Here is a 24,630-nt window from a genome sequence, read left to right as displayed (position 1 = left end):
GTGGTTGTCCGGGCCATTACTCGACCGGGCTTTCCGAGTGTCGGGCTGCGGTTGACCCGGACATCTGCGTCGCGTTGTACCGCGAGCGGTTTTGTCGGTGGCGCTTGGTAATTTCCTGGTGTGATTGTCGAGCGGCAGCGGATTCCCGACGGCCTGGCCGATGTGGCGCCAGGCCCGGAGTTGGCGGCCGTCTTGGACGGCCTTGATCTGAGCCGGTTGAGCGGCTATGACGCCGTGGTCGTCCTGCAGGCTTATGCTCGGTTGGAGTCTCATGTCCAGGCTCGTAAAGCCACTGTGATGGCAGAGGTCGGGCTTTATGAGTCGTCTCCGTGCGACATGAAGAAAATGGTTCAGCCGGATAAATATGCCGACGAGATTCGTGCTGCGCTTACTCTCACTCGCCGGGCGGCCGAATACGAATATTGGTTCTCCTATTTCCTGGCAAGCCGGCTGCCTCAGGTTCGTGACGCGCTGCAATCCGGGCGGATCGACAAGGCGCGCGCTCGGGTGTTCTGTGACTGGCTCGAGGACGTGCCCGAGCACGTGGCGACTGCGGTCGCCGATCACCTGGCGCCAAGGCCGGGCGGTGGACCACCGGGGAGTTGAGGGAGAAGATCAAGCGGCTGTTACTCGCCGCCGATCCCGGCTGGGCGCGCCGTAGATATGAACGGGCTCTTCAGCGGCGGCGCGTGGAGGGGATGCGGCACCCGGACGGCACCGCGACCATCACCGGGCATCAGTTGCCGGTGGATCAGGCCGCGGCCGCGATCTCCCGCGTGGACGCGATCGCGCAGAAGGCCAAGCGGGCGGGCTTGCGCGTCCCGATCGACCACATCCGGACTGACGTCTTCCTCGGCCTACTGGACGGGAGCCTCGCCGGCCTGGATGACGGCGCCATCGTCGCCGTCCTGCTCCAGGCGGCGGAGGCCGCCTTCGGTGAGGAGGACGACTACGCCGACGAGGTCTCCGACGAAGCCGTCCATGACGCCGGTTCCGGCCCCGACCCTGACACCGGTTCCGGCTCCGGCTCCGACGCCCACGCTGGCTCCGACCCTGACGCCGCCGCTGACGTGATCAGCGAAACGATCGATGATGCCGTCAGCGACACGGTCCCCGCCGCTCCCGGCGCCCATGGCGGGTCGGCTCCGAGCTTCGGCTGTGCTCCTGGCGGCCGGCATTCCGGCGGACGAAGGGCCGCGGCCGGGGAGGTGCGGGTCAGGGTCACCACGCTCGTTCATCTGGACGACCTTCCCGGAGAGCTGGCCGGGTGGGGGCCGATACATGCTCATCTCGCTCGCCGCCTGGTGAAACAGCAGATCTCCGGGGAATGGCGCTTCGCCGTCTGCGATGAGGACGGCCGCCTGGTGCACGCCGGGATCACTGGTCACCGGCCGGAGGGATGGCCTCGCGGCCCTGCCTCCACTCCTCGGAGCCGACGCGGGATCGTGGAATTGCAGATCCCCCTGTCGCTGCTGCGGCGATGGCAAGCGGACCTCCCCGCGCTGGGTGGGTGGGCGAAGCTCATCGCTGACATCGCCCGCCAACTGGATCTCCCGGCTGTGCGTGATGGTGACGCCCGGCGGCGCTTCGCGCACGCGGCTCTCCGGCGTTGGGTGCAGATGCGTGACCGCGTGTGCAGCGCGCCCGGTTGTCGTGCGCCCGCCGGCCGGTCCGAGATCGATCACATCAGCCCGTACGGCCAGGGCGGGGCGACCATCGCGCGGAATCTGGAGGCCGCATGCGCCCACGACCACGGCCTGCGTGAGCATGGTTGGCGGGTCGTCCAGTCCGTGCCTGGTCAGGTGGTCTGGATCAGCCGCCTCGGGCACCGGTATCCGGTCTCGTCGCCACCGATCATCGAGCCTCTTCCGGAGCCGGTCATCCCCGACATTCCGACCGGGTGCGAGGAGGTCGAGGCTGAGGCCCGGGTCGAGGTTGAGGTCGAGCCGATCGTGCTCTTCTCTGCTGAGGACGATCCGCCCTGGTGGGAGGCGCCGGAGCCGTCACCGTCGACTTCATCGCACGCGTCCCCTCTGCTCGGACGAGTCGAGAGGCCGCCACCTGGGCCGGCTGACGACGTTCCCCCTTTCTGAGCCCGGGCCTGCCTTCTGGAGGGGGCCGCGCTCAGAGATTGATCCAGTAGCGGCGCTTGACGCCCGCCTCGGTCGTCCGTACGTCCTCCAGGACGCCGCCGTTATGCTCGATGGTGCGCGCGGAGCCGGGGTTGTCGACGTCGCACGTGACCAGGACGCGGTCCAGGCCGAGCGTGCGGGCCTGGGGCAGAACCGCGCCCAGTGCCCAGGTGGCCACACCGCGTCTCCTGGCGGAAGGCCGGACGCTGTAGCCGATGTGCCCGCCGAGTTCGAGCAGAACGGCGTTCAGGTAGTGGCGCAGATCGATGGCTCCCAGGTAGGTGTCATGATCGACGATCCAGTAGTAGGTGACGTGAACGCGCCCCGGCGCGACGGGAACCGACTCGTCCGAAGCCCGGAGAAGCCGATCGACCCATGTCGAGAAGCTTTCAGGGCTGTCGACGTCGTCATCGGGAGCCAGGTACAGGCCGGCCCCGTCCTGGTGAGCACCTGGATCCCACTCATCGCGTGCCGCCAGCCATGATTTGTGCAGTCGCTCTGTGGGGGCGATGAGTTCGGGCATGAGGGCGACCATAACAGCCCTTTCTTCCCGTTGATCTGGAGCATTGTGCTGAGCGGCCCCGGGAAAAGGGGTGCTCCGAGATGGTTCGTTCCCGTATAGTCCAATGTCGTGATATCCGAAAGCGGTGAATCGTCGGCATTGTTGGCCCTGCAGAGAGCGACCCACCGCACCTTGCACGCGCTGACCGCCGCCCTCGCCGATCTCGACTTGACGCCCTCCGAGATCAACACACTCGCGAACCTCGGCGACGGCCGGGCACGCAACGTCCGGGCACTCAGCGCGGACACCGGGACCCGGGCGACCACGTTGACGGGCGTCCTGGACCGCCTGGAACGGCGAGGCCTGCTCACCCGGGAACTCGACCCGAACGACCGCCGATCATTCCGCCTGGCTCTGACGGAGCAGGGCCGGGGGGTCGCCGCCCAGGTGAGCGCCGCCGTCTCCGGCCTCGAAGCCCGGGCGCTCGCCGGCCTGCCCCCTCAGCAACTGGCCGGTTACCACGCTGTCATCACCGCGCTGCAGGAGGTCTCCTGATGGACCGCACGCATCACGACGCGACCACACACGATTCCGGGCTGGCGGAGATCCTTTCCGGCATCCTCGGCCCCGACGGCGCCTTCGGGCACCGGCAGCACATCCATCTCGCCTTCGTCGCCGTGCACCGACATGGCATGCCCGAGGCCGTCGAGAAGGTCTGCGGCTGGCTCCGGCAGATCACCGCGTATGAGAAGGCGCCGCAGAAATACCACCAGACCGTCTCGCGGGCCTGGGTCGAGCTCGTCGCCCATCACGTCGTCACCGAACCGGACCGCCCGGAGTTCGACGTCTTCGTGGAGCGGCATCCCGCGTTGCTGGACAAACGACTCCTCACCAGGCACTACCGGTCCGCCACCCTGGCGGCCCCCGAGGCGCGCAGCGGCTGGGTCGAGCCTGACGTGGCGCCGTTCCCCTGGGCCGCCTGACCGGGAGAGCCGCCGGGTGGACCGCCTGCCTGGGTGCCTGACCTGGAAAGTCGCCGGAATCGGCTGGCCGGTTAACAGCGGTCAAAGTGGGGCAAGACACGCATCATGGCGGACGGTGGGTGGATCTCCCGCTGGCCGGTGATCCGGCAGCTTAAGGGCGAGGACGGCAGGCGTGACGCCGCGCGCTCGGCGCGGACCGACGCCCTGCGGCCCCGCACCGAGGAGGCCGACACGGTCGCCCGATCGGTCTGCCCCTACTGCGCGGTCGGCTGCGGCCAGCTCGTCTACGTCAAGGACGGCAAGGTCAGCCAGATCGAGGGAGACCCCGGCTCGCCCATCTCGCGCGGTCGGCTGTGCCCCAAGGGCTCGGCGAGCAAGCAGCTCGTGACCCACCCCGGCCGCCAGACCCAGGTCCTCTACCGCCGGCCGTACGGCACCGAGTGGGAGCGGCTCGACCTCGAGACCGCGATGGACATGATCGCCGACCGGGTCGTCCGTACCCGGCGGGAGACGTGGCAGGAGACGCACGAGGGCAAGGAGGTGCGGCGGACGCTGGGCATCGCCGGCCTGGGCGGGGCGACGCTCGACAACGAAGAGAACTACCTGATGAAGAAGCTGTACACCGCCCTGGGCGCGATCCAGGTCGAGAACCAGGCGCGCATATGACACTCCTCCACCGTCCCCGGTCTGGGGACCAGCTTCGGGCGCGGCGGCGCGACGTCCTTCCAGCAGGACCTGGCGGGCGCTGACTGCATCGTCATCCAGGGCTCCAACATGGCCGAATGCCATCCCGTGGGGTTCCAGTGGGTGATGGAGGCGCGCCTGCGGGGGGCGAAGGTCTTCCACATCGATCCGCGCTTCTCGCGGACGAGCGCGGTCGCCGACCGCTACCTGCCGATCCGGGCGGGATCGGACATCGTGCTGCTCGGCGCACTGATCAACCATGTGCTGAGCAACGAGCTCTACTTCCGTGAGTACGTGCTGGCCTACACCAACGCGGCCACGCTCGTGTCGAAGCGCTTCCAGGACACCGAGGACCTGGACGGCCTGTTCTCGGGCTTCGATCCGGAGACTCACAGGTACGACCCGTCGAGCTGGGCCTACGAGGGGGACGAGGAGAGCGAGGCCGAGGCCGCCGGAGCCGACTCCTACGGGGCGCGCGGAGCGGGGGCGTCCGCCCGGCCGCCCTCCGACCCGACGTTGCGGCATCCGCGCTGCGTCCTCCAGATCCTGAAGCGTCACTTCGCCCGCTACACGCCGGAGATGGTCGACGAGCTGTGCGGGATCCCACCGGAGGACTTCGCCGAGCTGGCCGAGGCGATCACGGCCAACTCCGGGCGTGAGCGCACCACCGCGTGGGTCTACTCGGTCGGCTGGACGCAGCACTCGGTGGGTGCGCAGTACATCAGGGCGTCGGCCATCCTCCAGCTCCTGCTCGGCAACATGGGCCGCCCCGGCGGCGGAATCATGGCGCTGCGCGGCCACGCCAGCATCCAGGGATCCACCGACATCCCGACGTTGTTCAACCTGCTGCCGGGATACATCGCGATGCCGCACGCGCACCGGCACGAGGACCTGGCCCACTACCTCGAAATGGAGGGCGCCGACACCGGCTACTGGGGCAACAGGCGCTCCTACCTGGTCAGCCTGCTCAAGTCGTGGTGGGGCGACGCCGCCACCGAGGACAACGACTTCTGCTTCGACTACCTGCCCCGGCTCACCGGCGACCACGGTCACTACGCCACGGTGATGGGCCAGATCGACGGCACCGTGAAGGGGTACTTCGTCATCGGGGAGAACCCCGCGGTCGGTTCCGCCAACGGCAAGGCGCAGCGCCTCGGCCTGGCCAACCTCGACTGGCTCGTCGTGCGTGACCTGACCCTGGTCGAGACGGCCACGTTCTGGAAGGACGGGCCCGAGCTGGAGACCGGCGAGTTGCGCACCGGGGACATCGCCACCGAGGTCTTCTTCCTGCCCGCCGCCAGCCACGTCGAGAAGGAGGGCACGTTCACCAACACCCAGCGGCTCCTCCAATGGCGGGAGAAGGCGCTCGATCCGCTCGGCGAGTGCCGCAGCGACCTGTGGTTCTACTACCACCTCGGCAAGCGCATCAGGCAGCGTCTGGGCGACGACGAGATCGACCGGCCGGCCAGAGAGCTGACCTGGGACTATCCCGAGATGGGCGAGCATCGCGATCCGTCCGCGGAGGCCGTGCTCCGGGAGATCAACGGCACCGGGCCCGACGGGCGCGCGCTGTCGTCCTATCGTGAGCTGGCGCCCGACGGGTCGACGCGGTGCGGCTGCTGGATCTACTGCGGCGTCTACGCGGACGAGGTCAACCAGGCGGCCAGGCGCGAGCCGGGGAGCCGCCAGTCGTGGGTCGCGCCCGAGTGGGGCTGGGCATGGCCGGCCAATCGGCGCATCCTCTACAACCGGGCGTCGGCCGATCCCGACGGCCGGCCCTGGAGCGAGCGCAAGGCGTACATCTGGTGGGACGCGGAGAAGGGCGAATGGACCGGCCACGACGTGCCGGACTTCGATCTGCGCAAGCCGCCGGACTACGAGCCGCCCGACGGCGCCCGCGCCGAGGCGGCCCTGGCGGGAACCGACCCGTTCATCATGCAGTCGGACGGCAAGGGCTGGCTCTACGTGCCGTCCGGGCTCTCCGACGGGCCACTCCCCGCGCACTACGAGCCGCACGAGTCGCCCGTCCTCAACACCTTGTACGGCAGGCAGTCCAACCCGGCGCGGCGAACCTACGACCGGCCGGAGAATCCGTACAACCCGCCGGGGTCGGCGCGGTTCCCCTATGTGTTCACGACCTCCCGGCTGACCGAGCACCACACGGCGGGCGCCATGAGCAGGTCGCTGGCGTACCTCGCCGAGCTGCAGCCGGAGCTGTTCTGCGAGGTGTCGCCGCAGCTCGCCGCCGAGGTGGGGCTGGTCAACGGCGGCTGGGCGACGATCGTGACCAGCCGTACGGCGATCGAGGCCCGCGTGCTGGTGACCGAGCGGGTCAGGCCGCTGCGCGTGCAGAGGCAGATCATCCACCAGGTGGTCATGCCGTACCACTGGGGTTACGGCGGTGGCGGACTGGTGACAGGAGACATCGTGAACGACCTGCTGCCGGTCGTGCTCGATCCGAACGTCTACATCCAGGAGAGCAAGGCCGGCACCTGTGCCGTCCTGCCGGGCAGGCGGCCCCGAGGGCAGGCCCTGCTCGACCTGATCGAGGAGTACCGGCATGGCTGATTCACAGTGATGGCCCCGAGCGCCTGCTTGGGCGCTCGGGGCCATCGCGAAGAGCGGAACAGGGTCGCGGACTGAGCGCGTCAGCCCTTCACTGTGATCGGGAGGTTCTTCGAGTCGGTGCGGTAGGTGTCCGAGCCGCCCCAGTAGATGACGAACATCTTGCCGGTGCAGTAGGCCCTGATGGTCTTCTTGAACCGGCCATGCGAGTCGGTCGTGACCCAGCCGTTGTCGGTGTACCAGACGTTCTTGCGGTTGTTGCAGGTGAAGCCGATCTGCACCCGCTGCTTGGCGAAGCCGATCTGCTTATAGCTGTTTCCGTGGTTGGTGGCGACCGAGCGGATGAGCTGGCCGCCGATGGTCAGCTTGTGCCGGAAGGTGGTCTTCTTCGTGCTGAGCTTCACGCCGGCGAAATGCGTGTTCCAGCGCCAGGCTTTCTTTACCGGGCTCGTCGCGGCCAGTGTGTTGCCGGATGCGGCGATCTGCGCTCGCCAGTAGCCGGACTGGTTGAAGTGAGGGAACGAATAATGGAAGGAATTGTCGTACTGGATTTTGAGAGTCTTCTTGGTGGTCCACTTGCCGGAGGCCTTCGCGTAGCTCCCGGGACTGTACTGGAGCAGGATCGTGCGCCCCTTGAAACTCCCGAAGGCGTACCGTTCGTGGATCGAGCCGCTGACGTTTACGTTCCCATCCTTCGTGATCGCCGGGCCGATCTGGATGTCGACGGCCTGCCGGATCCGCGTGCCACCCGTCGTCGCGCTTGCCTGCTCGTACCAGCCTTGGGCGGTCAGCGAAGCGGTGTAGGAGAGCACGCCGCAGCGGGGCTTCACCGTCGTCGAGAACGTGCCGTCGCTCCGTACCGAAGCCGTGACCGGCGCGGTGTCGTAGACGTTGCACGATGCCGGGTAGTCAGGACTCGGAGTGATCGTCACGGTCTTGCCGGACACAGCGGCACCCGATGCCGTGAGCGTGCCGCTGAGTTTGATCGGCTGGCCGTAGTCGGCCTTGCTGCGATCGGCGGTGAGCGTCAGCCTGGTCGGCGTCGTGTTCACCGTGAAGACGACGACCTTGCTGTCGCTCGGCAGGAACTCATCGGTCTCGTACACATAGGCGGAGACCGTGTGCGCGCTGTCGTCGACGTACGGCCGGGTGTTGACGGTGTACGTTGCGGTGAACTCACCGGCCTGGTCGGTCACGGCCGTCGCGTTCACCGACCCTCCGTTGGCGCCGAGGTTGACCGGCGCATTCGGAACCGGATTCCCGGTCGCCTGGTCGGTCACCTTTCCGCTGACGGCCGCGGACGGGTGCGCCTGGTCCAGGGTGTGAGGCGTGGCCTGCAAGTCGAGGACCGTCTGAATTTTCGCTTGGTCCGCAGTGTCAGCGCGTGCGGGGGCGGCCAGGGTGAGCGTGACCGCGACGCCGACGAGCGCGCTGAAGATCATGCGTCGCAATTGGTTGCCTTTGTCTTGGGGGATGAGGCGATGATCTTACACATCGCCGATGACAGAACGGCCGCCTTTATTTGCGGGCTTCGCCGGTGCGAAGAAAGCGCGGATGCCGTTACGCAGCGGCTCTGAGGCCTGTTCGTCAGTCGGTTGGGGCCGCCGGCATGACGATCCCGTAGAGGTTTGTCGCTCCTGGGCCTCGGGCAACGTGCACAAGAAGGGCTCCTGACGTTTCCAGCCCGCGAAGCATGCGGCGGACGGAGAGCTCTTCGAGAGCGAACCTTCGCGGCGAGGCGGTCAACACTCAGTCTCGGCGCTCTTAAGCGTTTCTCCCAGATTCATTCGAAAACTCGCACAGTCATCGGCAGGGGGCTCTTTGTGACACAAGAGGCCGAGACGAGACCCACGAGGGTCGGTTTCTTCACCGACACGTCGATCTGCATCGGCTGCAAGGCCTGTGAGGTGGCCTGCAAGGAGTGGAACGGCGTACCCGACGACGGGTTCGTCTTCCGGGCGACCTCGTACGACAACACCGGGCAGCTCGGCGCCGACACCTGGCGGCACGTCGCGTTCATCGAGCAGGACGACCGGTGGCTGATGTCGTCGGACGTGTGCAAGCACTGCACTCATGCGGCCTGCCTGGACGTGTGCCCCACGGGCGCGTTGTTCCGCACGGAGTTCGACACGGTGGTGGTGCAGGCGGACATCTGCAACGGCTGCGGTTACTGCGTGCCCGCCTGCCCGTACGGCGTGATCGACCGAAGGGAGCGCGACGGCCGGGCGTGGAAGTGCACGATGTGCTACGACCGGCAACGGGGAGGCCTGGAGCCGGCCTGCGCCAAGGCATGCCCGACCGACTCGATCCAGTTCGGCCCGCTCGACGAGTTGCGGGAGCGGGCCGCGGCCCGCCTCGAACGGCTGCATGCGGACGGCGTGGCCGAGGCCCGCCTGTACGGCGACAGCCCCGACGACGGCGTCGGCGGCGCCGGGGCGTTCTTCCTGCTGCTGGACGAGCCGGAGACCTATGGACTGCCGCCGGATCCGGTCGTCACCACGCGCGACCTTCCGGAGATGTGGCGGTGGGCGGGCGGGGCCGCGGTCGCCCTGGTCGGCGCCGTGGCGGCGTGCTTCCTGGGGAGCCGGCGATGAGGGCCGGGCGCGGCGGCGACCCCGCGGTGACGGTTCCCGAGGCCGAGTTCCGCTCCTACTACGGGCAGCCGGTCCTGAAGCCTCCGGTCTGGCACGAACCCCACATGCCGGTCTACCTCTATCTGGGCGGGCTGTCCGGGGCCTCCTCGGTGGTCGCCGCCGCGGCCCGCTTCTCCGGGCACGACCGCCTCGCCTTCGCCGCGAGGATGACCGCCTTCGCCGGGGCCGGCCTGGGATCGGGGCTCCTCGTCGCCGAGTTGGGCAGACCCGAGCGGTTCCTCAACATGTTGCGCGTCTTCAAGGTCACCTCCCCGATGAGCGTCGGCTCGTGGACCCTCGCCGTACACGGCGGTCTGACGGCGGCAGGCGCCGCCTCGGCGCTGACCGGACTGCTGCCCCTCGCGGGGGATGCGGCGGTCATGGCGAGCGCCCTGACCGGCCCCGTCATGGCCACCTACACCGGAGTGCTCCTCGCGGACACCGCCGTGCCCGCCTGGCATGCCGCCCGGCGCGAGATGCCCTTCCTGTTCGCGGGCAGCGCCCTGGCGAGCGCGGGGGCGGCCGGCATGCTGACGACTCCGCGCGCCGAGGCGGCGCCGGCCAGGGTGGCGGCGGCCCTGGGGGCCGTCATGGAGACCACCGCGGCGGCGATCATCGAACGGCGTCTCGGCCTGGAGGGCGAGCCGTACCACCAGGGCAGGGCGGGCCTTCTCATCAAGGCGTCGCGGGCTCTGACTCTGGCAGGCGGGCTGCTGGCCACGGTCGCCGGGCGCAGCCGCACGCTCACCGCCATGTCCGGCCTGGCCATCACCGCGGGCGCGTTGTGCACCCGATTCGGCATGCTGGCGGCAGGCAAGGCGTCGGCGCTCGACCCGAAGTACACCGTGGTCCCACAGCGAGACCGCGCCACGGGGCGAAGGCTCGTCGCCGTCCCCGACCAGGAGGGCGGCCCGGACACGCCGTAGCGCCGCGACGGAGGTCACCGCAGGCGCAGGGGCGCGCCTTCCCTGGGGACGAGCTCCCCGATGACGGGCGCGCCGGGGATCTCGCCCACGACCAGCAGCCCGCCGGACGTCTGCGCGTCGGCGAGCAGCAGCAGTTCGTCGCCCCCCACCCGGCCGGCGTCCAGGTGGGGCTCCACCCAGGCCAGGTTGCGTCGGGTGCCGCCGCTCACGTAGCCGTCCCGCAGGGCCTCGCGGGCACCCTCCAGGTACGGCACGGCGGCCACGTCGACCACCGCTGTGACGCCGCTCGCCCTGGCCAGCTTGTAGAGGTGCGCAAGCAGGCCGAATCCGGTGACGTCCGTGGCGCACCGCGCTCCCGCGGCCAGAGCGGCCCGGGAGGCGTCCGCGTTCAGCGTGGTCATCGCGGCGACGGCCTGGGGGAAGACCTCTCCGGTGGCCTTGTGCCTGGAGTTCAACACGCCCACCCCGAGCGGCTTGGACAGCGAGATCGGCAGCCCGGCTCGGCCTCCGTCGATGCGCAGCAGCCGGCCGGGATCGGCCAGGCCCGTCACCGCCATGCCGTACTTGGGCTCGGGATCGTCGACGCTGTGGCCGCCGGCCACGTGGCATCCCGCCTTGAGAGCCACGTCGAGGCCCCCGCGCAGGACCTCTCTGGCCAGTTCGAGCGGCAGGGTGTCCCGGGGCCAGCCCAGCAGGTTGACCGCGACGAGCGGCTCGCCGCCCACCGCGTAGACGTCCGACAGCGCGTTGGCCGCGGCGATCCGCCCCCAGTCGTACGGGTCGTCCACGACGGGGGTGAAGAAGTCGGCCGTCGCGACGACCGCACGGCCGCCCTCGATCCGGACCACGGCGGCGTCGTCTCCGTCGTCCAGCCCGATCAGCAGGTCGCCGGGCGGTTCGGAGCCGATGAGGAGGCCGGAGACCATGATCTCCAGCTCGCCGGGTGGGATCTTGCACGCGCAACCGCCGCCGTGCGCGTACTGGGTCAGCCGGATCCCGGTTGGTGCCGTCGTCTCCGTCATGCCGCGCTCCTCCGGTCCGCGGGGCCCGTCCAGCCTGCCCGCGCCATGGTCCCGCCCCCGCCATGGTCCCGCCCCCGCCATGGTCCCGCCCCTGCCATGGTCAGCCCCTGACATGGCACGCCACGTCGTGGCGTGCCGCAAGAGCCGTACCCGGTTCGGGTTAGGTTTTCTCCTGGAGGTGTCTGGGCGCCTGGTGGCCCCCGCGGTCTTCAAAACCGACGAGGCCGAGGTCCTCGGCCTGGCGGGTTCGATTCCCGTCCGCCTCCGCCACCCATTTCCACCAGGGAGAACACCCCGTCACGCCCTGTGCGTGCCACCCCGGGGGTGCCCGCATCACGGCCTGATCGCCCGAGAGACGGCCGCGGAAGCCGGGATGAGCGCAACCACCTTCTCCGCCGGCACCGGCTCGGCGGTCACATCGACCGCTCTTCTCAACGGGCGAGCAGATTCCGCAGAGGGTCAGGCATGGATTTTGTGGTCGAAATGATCGCAAAAGCCGCCAGTCATCCCGTACCGTACGATGATCAACTAGATACGGGGAGACGATCGTGTTCAAGAAGCTGCTGCAAGTGGGAGCGATGTTGACGATCGCGGCCGGCCTCCTGGTCGCGCCGGCCACCGCGGCCAACGCGGGCGCGTACGGCTGCACAGGTACCGACGTCGGCAGCTGGCCGGTGTACGACGAGTACGGCACGGTCGGCGACATCCACCTGTACTACGACTCCAGCACCGGCTGGAATTGCGCCGCCGCCGTGAAGCGGACCAGTTACGTCTTCTACGGCCTGGCGACGCACATCTACATCACGATCAACAACAGTGCCTACGACGACAATCACGTCAAGAACAACTTCGCTTCCGACAGCGGCATGTACAAGTACTACGCGGGTCCGGCGAAGGTGTACGGCAAGGGCATGTGCATCTGGCTTCAGGCGGGGATCGCGGACGTCTCCGGGCCCAACGCCCAGGGGAACTACATCACGCGGTACGTCAACCGGGTGGCATGCGGCTGAGCCTGCGTGAGGCGTCCTCGGCCTGGCGGGTTCGATTCCCGTCCGCCTCCGCTTACGGCGCCCGGCGTCAGGCGTCGAAGCCGGTGCCGCGGCTGATCCGCTCCCAGGCCAGCGTCTCGGCGCGGGAGGCGTCGAGGCGGGCGAGGATCGCGTCGGTGGCGTCGTCGCCCAGGGGCAGTTGCAGCGGCGTCTCCTCCGCCTCCAACGCGGTGAGGATGGCCGCGGCGGCCTTCGCGGGGTCGCCCGGCTGCTTCCCGTCCGAGCTCGGGAACTCGGTGCGGACGATCCCGACGGTGCCCTCGTAGCCGGGGATCGCCGCCGACTGGGTGGAGGAGGCGCTCGCGAGGCCGGTACGGAACGATCCGGGCTCCACGATCAGCACCTTGATCCCGAACGGGGCGACCTCCTGGGATAGAGCCTGCGAGAGCCCCTCGAGGGCGAACTTGGTCGCCGAGTAGGCGCCCACGCCGGGGAACGAGAAGCGGCCGCCCATGCTGCTCATCTGGACGATCACGCCCGACCCCTGCCGGCGCATGTGCGGCAGCACCGCCCTCGTCAGCGTGGCGGGGCCGAAGAAGTGCAGGTCCATCAGCTCGCGCAACTCCTGGTCGGTGGTCTCCTCGACCGCGCCGAGGTGCCCGCGGCCGGCGTTGTTGACCAGGACGTCGACCCGCCCGTGCCAAAGGATCACCTCGGCGACGACGGCGGCGATCCGCGCGCTGTCGGTCACGTCCAGCGGCACCGCGACCGCCCGGCCGGGATGTGCCGCGACCAGGTCGTCGAGGACCTCCGGCCTGCGCGCGGTGGCCACCACGGTGTCGCCGACGTCCAGGGCCGCCTCGGCGATCGACCGGCCGAAACCGGAGGACGCGCCCGTGATCAACCAGACCCTGCCGGACGGCTCATGCTCAGTGTTCATCGCGAATCTCCTCAGTGGGGAACGCCTCCATTGATGCCAGCGGATGCCCTTCCGCGTCCAAGACAGAAGGTCGTCTAGGTCATAAAGAGGATTTATGATCGCTGGATGGAGCTGCGTCAGCTGCGCTATCTCGTCACGATCGCCGATGTGGGAAACCTCGGGCGGGCCGCGGAACGGCTGTACGTGAGCCAGCCCGCCCTCTCATACGCCCTCAAGAACCTGGAATCCGAGCTCGGTGTGCGGCGGTTCGACCGCCACGCCGGAGGCGTCACCGAGACGGTGGCCGGACGTGACGTCGTCGCGGAGGCACGCCGGACCCTGCTCCAGGCCGCACGGGTGGCGGCCGTCGCGGAGCGGCACCTGCGCGGCGAGACCGGGGTGCTGCGGGTGGGCTTCGAGGCCAGCGGCGCCGGCGAGCTCACCACCCGGGCGCGGGCCGAGTTCGCCCGCCGCAATCCCGGCGTGCGGGTCGAGCCGAAGCGGTTCGACTGGAGCGAGGAGGTCACGGCGCTGCGCGACGGCCGGGTGGACGTCGCCTTCGTCTGGCTGCCCGCCGACCTCGCCGGCCTGCACGCGGAGATCGTGCACACCGAGCCCCGGGTCGTCGGCCTGCCGTCCGGCCACGCGCTCGCCCGCCGCGACGGCATCTCCGTGCTCGAGGTCAACGACGAACCGCTGATGTGGACAGAACGGGCACCACGGGCCTGGGTGGACTGGTGGGCGGTCAACCCCAGACCGGACGGGTCGGCGCCACGGTGGGGACCGACCAACGACAACGTCGAGGAGATGCTCGAGCAGGTCGCCGAAGGCACGGCCATCTGCTTCGCACCCCACAGCATGGCCCGTTACTACGCCCGCCCCGATCTCGCCTGGGTCCCGCTCACCGACGTCGAACCACTGAAGGTGGCCCTCGCCTGGGTCGACGGCGCGGACAATCCCCTCGTGCGGGGATTCGCCGCCGTCGTGTCCGAACTCGCGTCCGGCGAAGCCCTGTGACTGCGCGTCGTCGCAGGTGAGAGCGGGTGGCGCTGTACGTTGAAGTGTGGACCGACGAAGGCGCGTGCCGCGCACCGACGCCGTGCTCGCCGACCCGCGCCTGGCCGCGACGGCTGAGCGGCTCGGGCGGGCGGTGGTCAAGGACGCGATCGCCGCCGCCCAGCAGCGCGTACGGCAGGGCGAGATCGAGCCGGAGGACGTCGCCGGCGCGGCCCTGGCGGCGCTTCCCCCGCACGCCACCCACCTGCGCCCAGTGATCAACATGACCGGGGTCCTCCTCCACACCAACCTCGGCAGAGCGCCTCTGTCACCCGCGGCCGTCGAGGCCGCGGCCGCGGTGGCGGGCCCGGCCGACGTGGAGTTCGACCTGGCCACGGGCGCCCGGGCCAGGCGGGGCAGGACCGCCCTTGCGGCGCTCGCGGACGCCGTGCCCGCCGCGGACGACGTGCACGTGGTCAACAACAACGCCGCCGCGCTCGTCCTGGTCGCCACCGCCCTCGCCGCGGGACGGGAGATCGTGGTCAGCCGCGGCGAACTGGTGGAGATCGGTGACGGCTTCCGGATCCCCGACCTGCTGGTCTCGACCGGCGCGCGACTGCGTGAGGTCGGCACCACTAACCGCACCACGCTCGCCGACTACCGCGCGGCCGTGGGGCCGGAGACCGGTTTCGTGCTCAAGGTCCACCCCTCGAATTTCCGGATCGAGGGGTTCACCGGTTCCGCCGCAGTGGGAGACCTGGCCCGGCTCGGCGTGCCGGTGGTGTCCGACATCGGCTCGGGGCTGCTGGAGCGCGAGCCGCTGCTGCCCGACGAGCCCGACGCGGCGAGCACGCTGATGGCCGGGGCCCACCTGGTCACGGCCAGTGCCGACAAACTCCTCGGCGGTCCCCAGGCGGGGCTCCTGCTCGGGCGGCACGACCTCGTCGAGCGGTGCAGGCGGCATCCGCTCGCCCGCGCGCTGCGGGTCGGCAAGGTGACGCTCGCGGCCCTGGAGGCCACGTTGCGCGGACCCGCCCCGCCCGTCCATCAGGCGCTCCACGCCGACCCCCGAGAGCTGCTCGACCGCGCGGAGGCACTGGCGGGCGTGCTGGCCGGATCGGGGATCGACGCGAGAGCCGTACCGGCGGAGGCGACCGTGGGCGGCGGCGCGGCGCCCGGGGTGTCCCTGCCCAGCGCGGCGGTGAGCCTGCCGGAGCGGCTCGCCGCACCGCTGCGGACGGGGGATCCGCCCGTCGTCGGCAGGGTGGAGGGCGGCAGGCTGCTGCTCGACCTGCGCGCCGTTCACGCGGGGCAGGACGGTGACGTGGCGAGGGCCGTGCTGGCGGCGAGCCGCTGATGCACGTCATCGCGACCGCCGGCCATGTCGACCACGGCAAGTCGACCCTGGTCAGGGCGCTCACCGGGATGGAACCCGACCGGCTGGAGGAGGAGCGCAGGCGGGGGCTGACGATCGAGCTCGGCTTCGCCTGGACGGCCCTGCCGTCGGGGGAGCGGGTCGCGTTCGTCGACGTGCCGGGACACGAGCGGTTCCTCGGCACGATGCTCGCCGGGATCGGCCCGGTGCCCGCCGTGATGTTCGTGGTGGCCGCCGACGAGGGCTGGATGCCCCAGTCGGAGGAGCATCTGGTGGCGCTGGAGATCCTCGGCGTACGGCTGGGCCTGCTCGTCGTGACCCGCGCCGACCTCGCCGACCCCGGGCCCGCCGTCCGGGAGGCACGCGCCCGCCTGGCGGAGGGCGGTCTCGGCCGAGTCGAGGCGCTGGTCGTGAGCGGGCGCACGGGGGAGGGGCTCGGCGAGCTGCGAGCGGCCCTGGACCGGCTGGTGGCGGCCCTGCCCGTTCCCGACCCCGCGGCCCCGGTGCGCTTGTGGATCGACCGGGTCTTCAGCGTGCGCGGCAGCGGGACGGTGGTGACGGGGACGCTTCCCGCAGGCCGCGTCGCGGTCGGCGACGAGCTGGAGATGGACGGCGAACCGGTCGGGATCCGGGCCCTGGAGTCGCTGAAGAAGCGGGTGGACTCGGCGACCGGAGTGGCGAGGGTCGCGGTCAACCTGCGAGGCAGGGCCGTGCCGGAGCGTGGACGGGCCCTCGTCACGCCTGGTGCCTGGACCTCGAGCGACCTGGTCGACGTGCGGATCTCCGCCGCGCCGGGCTTCTCGGGTCCGTTGCCGAGGCGGCTGATCGCCCACATCGGGTCCGCGGCGATTCTCTGCGACGTGCGGCCGCTCGGCGGGCCGGCCGCACGGCTGCGCCTCGGCAGGCGGCTGCCGCTTCACCTCGGTGACCTCCTGCTGCTGCGTGATCCCGGCGGCCACCGGGCGTCGCGCGTGCTCGCCGGGGCGCGGGTCCTCGACGTGCGGCCGCCCGAGCTCGGCCGGCGGGGCGCGGCCCGGGCTCGCGCCGACGAACTCGCCGCGGCGAGCCTGGACGCGGAGTCCCTGCTCCGCGTCCACCGGCTGCTGCGCGGAGAGCAACTTCTGGCCATGGGCTGCGACCTCCCCGGCCCGCCGGTGGAAGGGGACTGGCACGCCGATCCCGCCCACTGGTCCCGGCTGGCCGGACGGCTGGCCGAGGTGGTGCGCGAGCACGCGGCCGACCATCCCCTGGAGCCCGGGATGCCGGTGGAGGCGGCCCGCCATGCGCTCGGGCTGCCCGACCGGAGGCTGGTCACGGCCCTGGTGCGGCCTCCGCTCGAGGCGGCGGGCGGCCGGATCGCCTGCGGACCGTCCGGCGGCCTGCCCGCGTCCGTGGCCGGAGCCGTCCGGAGGCTGGGCGCGGAGTTGTCCGCGCACCCCTTTCTCGCGCCGGAGGCGGGACGCCTCACCGATCTGGGGCTGGGTCCCCGTGAGCTGGCGGCAGCCGTACGGGCCGGGGCGCTGCTGCGGGTGGCCGACGGGATCGTGCTGCTGCCCGGGGCGGACGCCAGGGCGGCGGCGGTGCTGGCGGGGCTGCCCCAGCCCTTCACGGTCAGCCAGGCCAGGACCGCCCTCGGCACCAGCCGCAGGGTCGCGGTCCCCCTCCTGGAGCATCTCGACCGCCAGGGACTCACCGAGCGGGTGGACGACTACCACCGCAGATGCCGGGTAGGCGGCTCCTGACCAGCAGGTATACCTTCGAGTCAAAGGGCCGTCGTCGCCCGAGGGCCCGGTGACGGCCGCTCGGCCGCCCCCCACCCCCCGTCCTCGTCGCAGCCGGCGGCCGGAGACTCGGCAAGGAAGGAAGCCGCCATCATGCCGGGCAACAAGGCTGTCGTGTACGAGGGGCCAGGACATGTAGAGATCGTCGACACCGACTATCCCGAGTTCGAGCTCAAGGAGGGGCCGGGGGTGCCTCCGGCCAACGTCGGACGGAAGGTCGGGCACGGGGCGATCGTCAAACCGGTCGCCACCAACATCTGCGGGAGCGACCAGCACATGGTCCGCGGCCGCACCACCGCCCCGCCCGGACTCGTCCTCGGCCACGAGATCACCGGTGAGGTGGTGGAGGTCGGCCCCGACGTCGAGGTGATCAAGGTCGGCGACCTGGTGTCGGTGCCGTTCAACATCGCGTGCGGCCGCTGCCGCAACTGCAAGTCGGGCGACACCCACATCTGCGAGCGGGTCAACCCCGAGCAGCCGGGCGGAGCGTACGGCTATGTGGACATGGGCGGCTGGCCGGGCGGTCAGGCGGAGTACGTCCTGGTGCCCTACGCCGACTGGAACCTGCTCAGGTTCCCCGACAGGGATCAGGCGATGGAGAAGATCCTCGACCTGGCCATGCTCGCGGACATCTTCCCGACGGGCTACCACGGCTGCGTGTCGGCGGGCGTGACCAGCGGGTCGACGGTCTACGTCGCCGGCGCGGGACCGGTGGGGCTCGCCGCGGCGTGCTCGGCCTTCCTGCTCGGCGCCGCGGTGGTCATCGTCGGCGACCTCAACAAGGACCGGCTGGCCCAGGCGCACAGCTTCGGCTGCGAGACCGTGAACGTGGCGGACGGCGACCCGGGCGAGCAGATCGAGCAGATCCTCGGCGTTCCCGAGGTGGACGCGGGCGTCGACGCGGTCGGATTCGAGGCCAAGGGGCACGGGCCCGGCGCCGAGGAGGCGCCCGCCACCGTGCTCAACACCCTGATGCGGGTCACCAGGGCCGGCGGCAGGCTGGGCATTCCCGGGCTGTACGTCACCGGCGATCCCGGAGCCAAGGACGACGCGGCCAAGGAGGGGTCGCTGTCGATCCGGCTGGGCCTCGGATGGGCCAAGGCGCACTCGTTCGTCACCGGACAGTGCCCGGTCATGCGGTATCACCGCAAGCTCATGATGGCGATACTCAACGACCGCGTGCAGATCGCGAAGGCGGTCAACCCGACCGTCCTGCCGCTCGACCAGGCGCCTCACGGATATGAGGAGTTCGACCACGGAGCGGCTCGCAAGTACGTCCTCGACCCGCACGGCCTGATCACCGTGTGACGGGCCCGGCCTTCACGACGGGTGGGACGGTGTTCCGGCGAGGCCGCGATGCAGCAGGGCGGCGAGGGTGTCGATGATCTCCTCGTCTCCGGTCGCCGGGCCGTTCTCGCCCGCCGTGAGGACGGCTGTACACCCATGATCTGGGGACGCTGCCCGAGGTCACGGAAGGAGCCGCTCGTTGAGCATCGGCGCGGGGTAGCCGGGCACCGGGGCAGGATGCCGCCAGGGCTCGTGGACGGTCGATCCGGGGAGGCCGGCGAGCTCGGGGACGTACCGCCTCACGCACTCGCCGTCGGGATCGACCTTCTTGGCCTGGCGGAGGGGGTTGAGCACGCGGTTCGGCCGGGTGTCGTTGCCGGTGCCCGCGACCCACTGCCAGTTGCCGCAGTTGTTGGGGATGTCGGCGTCCAGCAGCAGATCGTTGAAGTGGTCCGCGCCGATCCGCCAGTCGATCCCGAGCCGCTTGGTGAGGAAGGAGCCGACGATCATCCGGAGGCGGTTGTGCATCCACCCCTCCTCACGCAGCTGGCGCATCCCGGCGTCCACGATCGGCACACCGGTCATGCCCTGGCGCCAGGCCTCCGCGGCCTCCGCGTCGTCCTCCCAGGTCGCACGCCGCGGCCGGTAGTCCCGCCGCGGCAGCTCGGGGAACGCGGAGGCGACCTGGTAGTAGAAGTCGCGCCAGCACAGCTGCCGCACGTAGTCCTCGCCGCCGGGCAAGGCCGCCGACCTCGTCACCACCTCGACGGGTGAGACGCACCCGAACCGCAGATAGGGGCTCAACATCGACGTCCGCACGGCCGCGAGGTCGTGGCCCTGGGCATAGCCGGCCAGCCCGCCGCCCAGCCATTCGTCCAGGCGCCGCCGCCCCTCGGTCTCACCACCCTTGAGCAGTCCGAACGGTTTCGGCGATGGAGCGGGAAGCGTTCCGGGGTCCACATTCGCGGGCAGCCGCACCTGGGCGGGAGGGTCGAGGACACGCCGTTTGCGGGTCTGCGACCAGACCCGCCAGTACGGCGTGAACACGCGGTAGTGGTCCCCTCCGATGGGCACGAGATCGCCGGGCGGCACCACGGTCAGGCCGGAGAACAGCCGGAAGTCGAGCCGTTCGCCCGCGCACGCGTCCGCGAGGCGCTCCTCGCGGCGCCGGGCGAACGTGCTGACGTCCGCCGCGGCCCAGATCCCGGCCGCCTGAACCTGCCGCGCCAGCTTGATCGCTTCGGCGACCGGGTCGCCGTGCCGTACCACCAGATCGCCGCCCAGTTCGCGGAGACGGGACCTCAGGTCATCCAGGGCACAGGACAGGAAGTCGGCACGATGGCGCGGTTCGATGGCCGGATCGACCACGAACAGCGGTACGACATGCCGCGCCTGCTCGCACGCCTCCGCCAGGGCCGGATTGTCGTGGACTCGAAGATCCCTGGTGAGCAGCACGATGACCGTCTCCACATACTGCTCTTCGAGGCGGATCCGGTGACCGGTTGCCGTGGCTCAGGAAGCTCCGCCGGGAGGGAGCGTGGGCAGCCCCGCGGGGGCGCCGTTCTCGATCAGGGCGAGCAGCGCGTCGGTGTCGGCGTACCTCTCGATCATGTCTCCCAGGGCGTCGAGTTGCCGTTCCCTCAGGGCGGAGAAGGACACCCCGGGGTCCGGCGTGAAGTCGTCCTTCCCCACCGCGGAGGCGACGTCGGCCAGGAAGGCGCGGCGGAAGGCGTCGTTCTCCAGTGCTCCGTGCCAGGTGGTGCCCCAGACCGCGCCAACCCGGCATCCGTCGAGGAACGGCTCGGCCTCCCCGTCGAAGGAGACGACCCCGTGGTGGATCTCGTAGGCCGCCACTCGGTGGCCGTACGCCTCGCCGACCGGCCGGGACAGGACCTTCTCCGTCCCGAACTCCACCGTGGCGGGAAGCAGCCCGAGCCCTTCGACCAGCCCCGCGCCGGACTCCACGTCGTCCATGATCGAGCGGGAGAGCATCTGGTAGCCGCCGCAGATTCCCAGGACGGGGCCCCGCCGTTCGGCCACGGCCGAGGCGAGGCCCGTACGGCGGAGCCAGTCGAGATCGCTCACCGTCGCGCGGGACCCCGGTAGGACCACCAGGTCGGCCTCCCTGACCTCCGCGGCCTCGGCGGGGGAGGACACGAACCGGACCGTGACCCCCGGCTCGGCCGCGAGGGCGTCGATGTCGGTGAAGTTCGAGATCCTCGGATAGCGCACCACGGCCACCCGCAGGCTCCGCCCGGTGTACGGCCCGGCCGCCGGTTCCGCGGCCTGCCGGTTGTCCAGGGCGAGGGAGTCCTCGAGGTCCATCCACAGGCCGTCGAGCCAGGGCAGCACGCCGTGGACAGGGCGTCCGGTGAGCTCCCTGAGCGTGTCGAGCCCAGGTTCGAGCAGTTCGCGCGCCCCACGGAACTTGTTGATCAGGAAGCCGCTGATCAGCGCCTGGTCCTCGGCCTCCAGCAGTGCGAGCGTGCCGTACAGCGAGGCGAAGACGCCGCCCCTGTCGATGTCGCCGACCACCACGACGGGGATGCCGGCCGCGCGGGCCAGCCCCATGTTGGCGATGTCCCCTCTGCGCAGGTTGATCTCCGCGGGGCTGCCCGCGCCCTCGCAGACGACGACGTCGAACTCCGCGCGCAGCCGCCGGTAGGACTCCAGGGCGACCGCCCTGAGCCGGTCCTTGTAGGCGAGGTACTCCATGGCGTCCACGTCGGCCAGGGGCCTGCCGAGCACGACCACCTGGCTGCGCCGCTCACCGCCGGGCTTCAGCAGAATCGGGTTCATGTCGGCGGTGGGCTCCAGGCCGGCGGCCTGCGCCTGGGCGACCTGGGCCCGCCCGATCTCGGCTCCGTCGGCGGTCACGTACGAGTTCAGCGACATGTTCTGCGCCTTGAACGGCGCGACCCGCACGCCTTGGCGGGCCAGCCACCGGCAGATTCCCGCCGTCACCACGCTCTTGCCCGCGTCTGAGGTCGTTCCTGCGACCAGCAGTGTCCCTTTCAGGGTCCCTTTCAGCACGGGCGCAAGCCTTTCAGGTGGGCAGCCGGAGGGTGAAGACCGATCCCCTGCCCGGCTCGCTCGTAGCGGACACGGTCCCGCCGTGGGCCTCCGCGAGCTTGCGGACGATGGACAGGCCGAGCCCGCTGCCGCCGGTGGCCCGGCTCCGCGACTTGTCCGCTCGCCAGAACCTGTCGAAGACATGGGCGAGGTCCTCGGCGGCGATCCCGGAGCCGGTGTCCTCGACGTCGATCACGACGTGAGTCCCGTCGATGCGCGAGCGCACCCGCACCGACCCGCCGCGAGGCGTGTGCCGTACGGCGTTGGAGACGAGGTTGCCCACGGCCTGGCGCACCCGCATCGGGTCGGCGAGGAGCTCCGGGTGGCCTTCCACGTGCGCGGTCAGTGCGACGCCCGCGGCGTCGGCGCTTCCCGTGTGCGCGGTGACGACCTGGGCGACGAGGTCGGGGACGCCGATCCGCTCCTTGCGCAGTCTGAGCGCGCCCGCGTCGGCCATCGCCAGGTCCTGGAGGTCGTCGATGACGTGTTGCAGGAGCACGGCCTCCTCCAGGAGTGAGGTCATCAGCGACCGGTCCGGCTCGACGACGCCGTCCTCGGCCGCCTCGAGCCAGCCGCGGATGTTGCTGAGCGGGGTGCGCAGTTCGTGCGCCACGTCGCTGACCATCGCCTTGCGCAGGTTCTCCAACTGTTCGCGGCGCTCCGACATCGCGTTGAAAGCCGTCGCGAGCCTGCCGATCTCGTCTCCGCGCTCGATGTCGACGCGGGCGGAGACGTCACCCTCCTCCATCCGCCTGGCCGCGCCGGTCAGCGCGCGCAGCGGGCCGATCAGCCGGATGCCGGCCAGGACGGTGACGGTGACGGTGGTCAGCAACACCAGTGCCGCGACCCCCGCGATCCGGGCCTGGTTCGACTGCGACAGGTCGAAGATCGTCGATGGTGTGGAGCCGCGGCTGCTGACGAACATCAGCGCGGTGGGCGCGACGTACGGCGCGAGCTGCTCGCGCCTGCCGGACGTGATGCAGTCCTCCACGATCTTCCGGTTCTTCGCGCTGTCCTGGCGGGGGGCCGTCTCCCGGCCGGCGGCGGCCGGTACGTCCCGGGTGGTGGCGCCGGCCCGCGTCTCCTGGGAGGTGGCGCCGGCCGGCGCGGGCAACGGCGTCCAGCTGAAGTCGAGGCCGAGTTTCACGTCCGGTTGCCTCTGGTGCGCGAGGCAGGTGTGCACGAGCTTGCCGAGCCGGGTGAGCGCCTTCGCCTCGGTACGGGTCGGCCCGTCGAGGACCGGGGCGTCGCATCTGCTGGACAGATCCAGCCCGTGGTCGTCGGTCTCGACGCGCGGCCGCCCGCTGGGGCTCTCCACGATCTTCGTGGTGACCGTGACGGAGGCCTCACGCAGGCACGCCGCACGCCGCTGGGCGGCCGAGCGCAGAGTTTCGCGCTCGGTGCGGGTCAGCCGGTACGGCCCCACGGCGCGCGGATCGATGTGGCCGGTCGGCGAATCGGTCACCAGGGCGCCGTCGACGGACAGCGGGTCGATCACCGCCGTCGGCTTCGCGGGCAACGAGATCGGGCCGGTGTCGGAGTCGAGGATCGGCGTGCGGTCCTCGGTGGTCAGCGTGATCCTGTGCTTGATCCGCCGCGCCAGGTCGCTCACCGCCTGCCGTGCTCCATCCCAGTTGGGATGGGTGGCCGCGTAGCCGACGAGCGCGTCGTAGGTCCTGGCGTCGTCGGCGAGGGCCTGGCCCTGCTCCTGCTGGATGGCCACCGTGGTGCTCCGTACGGTCAGCCAGGCGGTCGCCGCGATGGAGCAGACGGAAACGAGCACGGACACCGCCAGCAACCGCATGAGCAGGCTGCGGCGAAACGGCACGTCACGGCGCATCGTGGGTGTCCCGCCCGCTGCTCACGGGGGCCTCGGCGCCGTCGGTCAGCTTGTAGCCCACCCCGTAGACGGTGACCAGCCGTACGGGACGGCGGGGCTCGGGCTCGATCTTCCTGCGGAGGTTCATCACGTGGACGTCGACCGTCCGCGAGGTGATGTAGCGGTCGAAACCGTGCAGGTGGCCGAGGATCTGCTCCCGGGTGAACACCCGGCCGGGCTCGGCCGCCATCAGTTCGAGCACCTGGAACTCGCCGGGAGTGCACTCGATGCGCCGGCCGTCCACGCTGATCTCATGGCGGACCGGATCCACCGCCAGCGGGCCGACCCGGAGCATCGGGTCGATCTTCGGGGCCGTGGGCCGGGTCCGCCGGAGCAGCGTGCGGACGCGGGCGGTCAGCTCCCGCGGGCTGTAGGGCTTGGTCATGTAGTCGTCGGCGCCCAGGTCGAGGCCGAGGAGCAGATCGTCCTCCGTGGAGCGGGCGGTCAGCATGAGGACGGGGAGGTCCGACTCGGCGCGGAGGATGCGGCACACGTCCAGCCCGTCGACCTTGGGCATCATCACGTCGAGCACGAGAAGGTCGGGCGGCGTGCGGCGGACGGTGTCCAGGGCTTCACGGCCGTCGTGCACGGTGACGACCGAGTGCCCCTCCCGCTCCAGGTAGCGGCGGACCAACTCGGCCTGCTTCACGTTGTCCTCCGCGACCAGGACGTATGCGCACATATCGGCGATCCTAGGCGCGGCCTCGGGGCATTCGAACGCCCCCTGCCTGGTGGTTCATGGGACGGCTAAGGGTTCCTGACAGGTTTCTGACAACCCTGGCCCATCGTGTCCGGCATGCCGAGAGTGGCCGGACCTACGCCGACGACGACCAGCCGGCCGAATCCACGATGAACAAGATCGACAATGACTGCACGATGGAGGCC

At 70.6% G+C, this 24,630-nt stretch carries 20 protein-coding genes and 1 tRNA gene; 13 read left to right on the top strand and 8 right to left on the bottom strand.

The window, feature by feature from the left end; translation table 11 throughout:
• Positions 1-120 precede the first annotated feature (120 nt).
• Positions 121-606, top strand: a complete 486-nt coding sequence (locus Psi02_RS24790; protein WP_203978048.1) for a DUF222 domain-containing protein — start codon at positions 121-123, stop codon at positions 604-606.
• On the top strand, positions 603-2,093 hold the full coding sequence (locus Psi02_RS24785) for an HNH endonuclease signature motif containing protein (RefSeq protein ID WP_203978047.1): 1,491 nt from the start codon (positions 603-605) through the stop codon (positions 2,091-2,093). Before Psi02_RS24790 ends, Psi02_RS24785 begins: the two co-directional genes overlap by 4 nt.
• Before the next feature lie 31 nt (positions 2,094-2,124).
• On the opposite strand, the gene Psi02_RS24780 is transcribed toward Psi02_RS24785, so the two are convergent.
• The gene (locus Psi02_RS24780; RefSeq protein WP_203978046.1) at positions 2,125-2,655 is read right to left on the bottom strand and encodes a GNAT family N-acetyltransferase; all 531 of its coding nucleotides are present in this window, start codon (positions 2,653-2,655) and stop codon (positions 2,125-2,127) included.
• Between the two features lie 141 nt (positions 2,656-2,796).
• Between Psi02_RS24780 and Psi02_RS24775 the strand changes: the two genes are divergently transcribed.
• From Psi02_RS24775 to fdh, 3 genes are all read left to right on the top strand, one after another.
• Positions 2,797-3,189: a MarR family winged helix-turn-helix transcriptional regulator gene (locus Psi02_RS24775; protein WP_203978045.1), complete on the top strand. Its 393-nt coding sequence runs from the start codon at positions 2,797-2,799 to the stop codon at positions 3,187-3,189.
• Positions 3,189-3,617 (top strand): hypothetical protein, encoded by a 429-nt coding sequence (locus tag Psi02_RS24770; RefSeq protein ID WP_203978044.1) that lies wholly within the window; start codon positions 3,189-3,191, stop codon positions 3,615-3,617. The genes Psi02_RS24775 and Psi02_RS24770 overlap by 1 nt, the downstream gene beginning before the upstream one ends.
• Positions 3,618-3,722: 105 nt before the next feature.
• A complete protein-coding gene (fdh, locus tag Psi02_RS24765; protein WP_203978043.1) occupies positions 3,723-6,869 on the top strand; it encodes a formate dehydrogenase in 3,147 nt (1,048 codons plus the stop codon).
• Positions 6,870-6,949: 80 nt separating this feature from the next.
• Here the strand turns inward: fdh and Psi02_RS24760 are convergent, their stop codons facing one another.
• On the bottom strand, positions 6,950-8,308 hold the full coding sequence (locus tag Psi02_RS24760) for a carboxypeptidase-like regulatory domain-containing protein (protein WP_203978042.1): 1,359 nt from the start codon (positions 8,306-8,308) through the stop codon (positions 6,950-6,952).
• Between the two features lie 381 nt (positions 8,309-8,689).
• On the opposite strand from Psi02_RS24760, the gene Psi02_RS24755 reads away from it, so the two are divergent.
• A complete protein-coding gene (locus tag Psi02_RS24755; protein WP_203978041.1) occupies positions 8,690-9,460 on the top strand; it encodes a 4Fe-4S dicluster domain-containing protein in 771 nt (256 codons plus the stop codon).
• Entirely contained in the window at positions 9,457-10,425 is a 969-nt protein-coding gene (gene nrfD / locus Psi02_RS24750; RefSeq protein WP_203978040.1) for an NrfD/PsrC family molybdoenzyme membrane anchor subunit, read from the top strand. Before Psi02_RS24755 ends, nrfD begins: the two co-directional genes overlap by 4 nt.
• Positions 10,426-10,439: 14 nt before the next feature.
• Here nrfD and selD read toward each other — a convergent pair whose 3' ends face one another.
• A complete protein-coding gene (gene selD, locus Psi02_RS24745; RefSeq protein WP_203978039.1) occupies positions 10,440-11,447 on the bottom strand; it encodes a selenide, water dikinase SelD in 1,008 nt (335 codons plus the stop codon).
• Between the two features lie 174 nt (positions 11,448-11,621).
• Between selD and Psi02_RS24740 the strand changes: the two genes are divergently transcribed.
• Together Psi02_RS24740 and Psi02_RS24735 are read left to right on the top strand one after the other, a co-directional pair.
• Positions 11,622-11,717: transfer RNA gene (locus Psi02_RS24740), tRNA-Sec, on the top strand.
• Between the two features lie 278 nt (positions 11,718-11,995).
• Complete coding sequence (locus Psi02_RS24735) at positions 11,996-12,457, top strand: hypothetical protein (RefSeq protein WP_203978038.1); 462 nt, start codon at positions 11,996-11,998, stop codon at positions 12,455-12,457.
• Positions 12,458-12,524: 67 nt separating this feature from the next.
• Here the strand turns inward: Psi02_RS24735 and Psi02_RS24730 are convergent, their stop codons facing one another.
• The gene (locus Psi02_RS24730) at positions 12,525-13,376 is read right to left on the bottom strand and encodes an oxidoreductase (protein ID WP_239095121.1); all 852 of its coding nucleotides are present in this window, start codon (positions 13,374-13,376) and stop codon (positions 12,525-12,527) included.
• A 105-nt stretch (positions 13,377-13,481) separates the two neighbouring features.
• Between Psi02_RS24730 and Psi02_RS24725 the strand changes: the two genes are divergently transcribed.
• The 4 genes from Psi02_RS24725 (at position 13,482) to fdhA (ending at position 18,815) form a co-directional block, all read left to right on the top strand.
• Complete coding sequence (locus Psi02_RS24725) at positions 13,482-14,372, top strand: LysR family transcriptional regulator (RefSeq protein WP_203978037.1); 891 nt, start codon at positions 13,482-13,484, stop codon at positions 14,370-14,372.
• A 64-nt stretch (positions 14,373-14,436) separates the two neighbouring features.
• Complete coding sequence (selA, locus tag Psi02_RS24720; RefSeq protein ID WP_239095120.1) at positions 14,437-15,708, top strand: L-seryl-tRNA(Sec) selenium transferase; 1,272 nt, start codon at positions 14,437-14,439, stop codon at positions 15,706-15,708.
• The gene (locus tag Psi02_RS24715; protein ID WP_203978035.1) at positions 15,708-17,468 is read left to right on the top strand and encodes a SelB domain-containing protein; all 1,761 of its coding nucleotides are present in this window, start codon (positions 15,708-15,710) and stop codon (positions 17,466-17,468) included. Before selA ends, Psi02_RS24715 begins: the two co-directional genes overlap by 1 nt.
• A 132-nt stretch (positions 17,469-17,600) precedes the next feature.
• Positions 17,601-18,815 (top strand): formaldehyde dehydrogenase, glutathione-independent, encoded by a 1,215-nt coding sequence (gene fdhA, locus Psi02_RS24710; RefSeq protein ID WP_203978034.1) that lies wholly within the window; start codon positions 17,601-17,603, stop codon positions 18,813-18,815.
• A 159-nt stretch (positions 18,816-18,974) separates the two neighbouring features.
• Here the strand turns inward: fdhA and Psi02_RS24705 are convergent, their stop codons facing one another.
• The 4 genes from Psi02_RS24705 to Psi02_RS24690 are packed head-to-tail and all read right to left on the bottom strand — an operon-like array spanning position 18,975 to position 24,427.
• Positions 18,975-20,264, bottom strand: a complete 1,290-nt coding sequence (locus Psi02_RS24705; RefSeq protein WP_203978033.1) for a cryptochrome/photolyase family protein — start codon at positions 20,262-20,264, stop codon at positions 18,975-18,977.
• 42 nt (positions 20,265-20,306) lie between these two features.
• On the bottom strand, positions 20,307-21,827 hold the full coding sequence (locus Psi02_RS24700) for a cobyric acid synthase (protein WP_239095119.1): 1,521 nt from the start codon (positions 21,825-21,827) through the stop codon (positions 20,307-20,309).
• A 13-nt stretch (positions 21,828-21,840) separates the two neighbouring features.
• Positions 21,841-23,706: a sensor histidine kinase gene (locus Psi02_RS24695; RefSeq protein ID WP_203978032.1), complete on the bottom strand. Its 1,866-nt coding sequence runs from the start codon at positions 23,704-23,706 to the stop codon at positions 21,841-21,843.
• Positions 23,696-24,427: a response regulator transcription factor gene (locus tag Psi02_RS24690; RefSeq protein ID WP_203978031.1), complete on the bottom strand. Its 732-nt coding sequence runs from the start codon at positions 24,425-24,427 to the stop codon at positions 23,696-23,698. Before Psi02_RS24690 ends, Psi02_RS24695 begins: the two co-directional genes overlap by 11 nt.
• Between the last annotated feature and the right edge of the window lie 203 nt (positions 24,428-24,630).

This window comes from Planotetraspora silvatica (genome assembly GCF_016863315.1).
In the GTDB taxonomy this organism is placed as follows: domain Bacteria; phylum Actinomycetota; class Actinomycetes; order Streptosporangiales; family Streptosporangiaceae; genus Planotetraspora; species Planotetraspora silvatica.
This window is presented reverse-complemented; position numbering and strand designations above follow the sequence as displayed.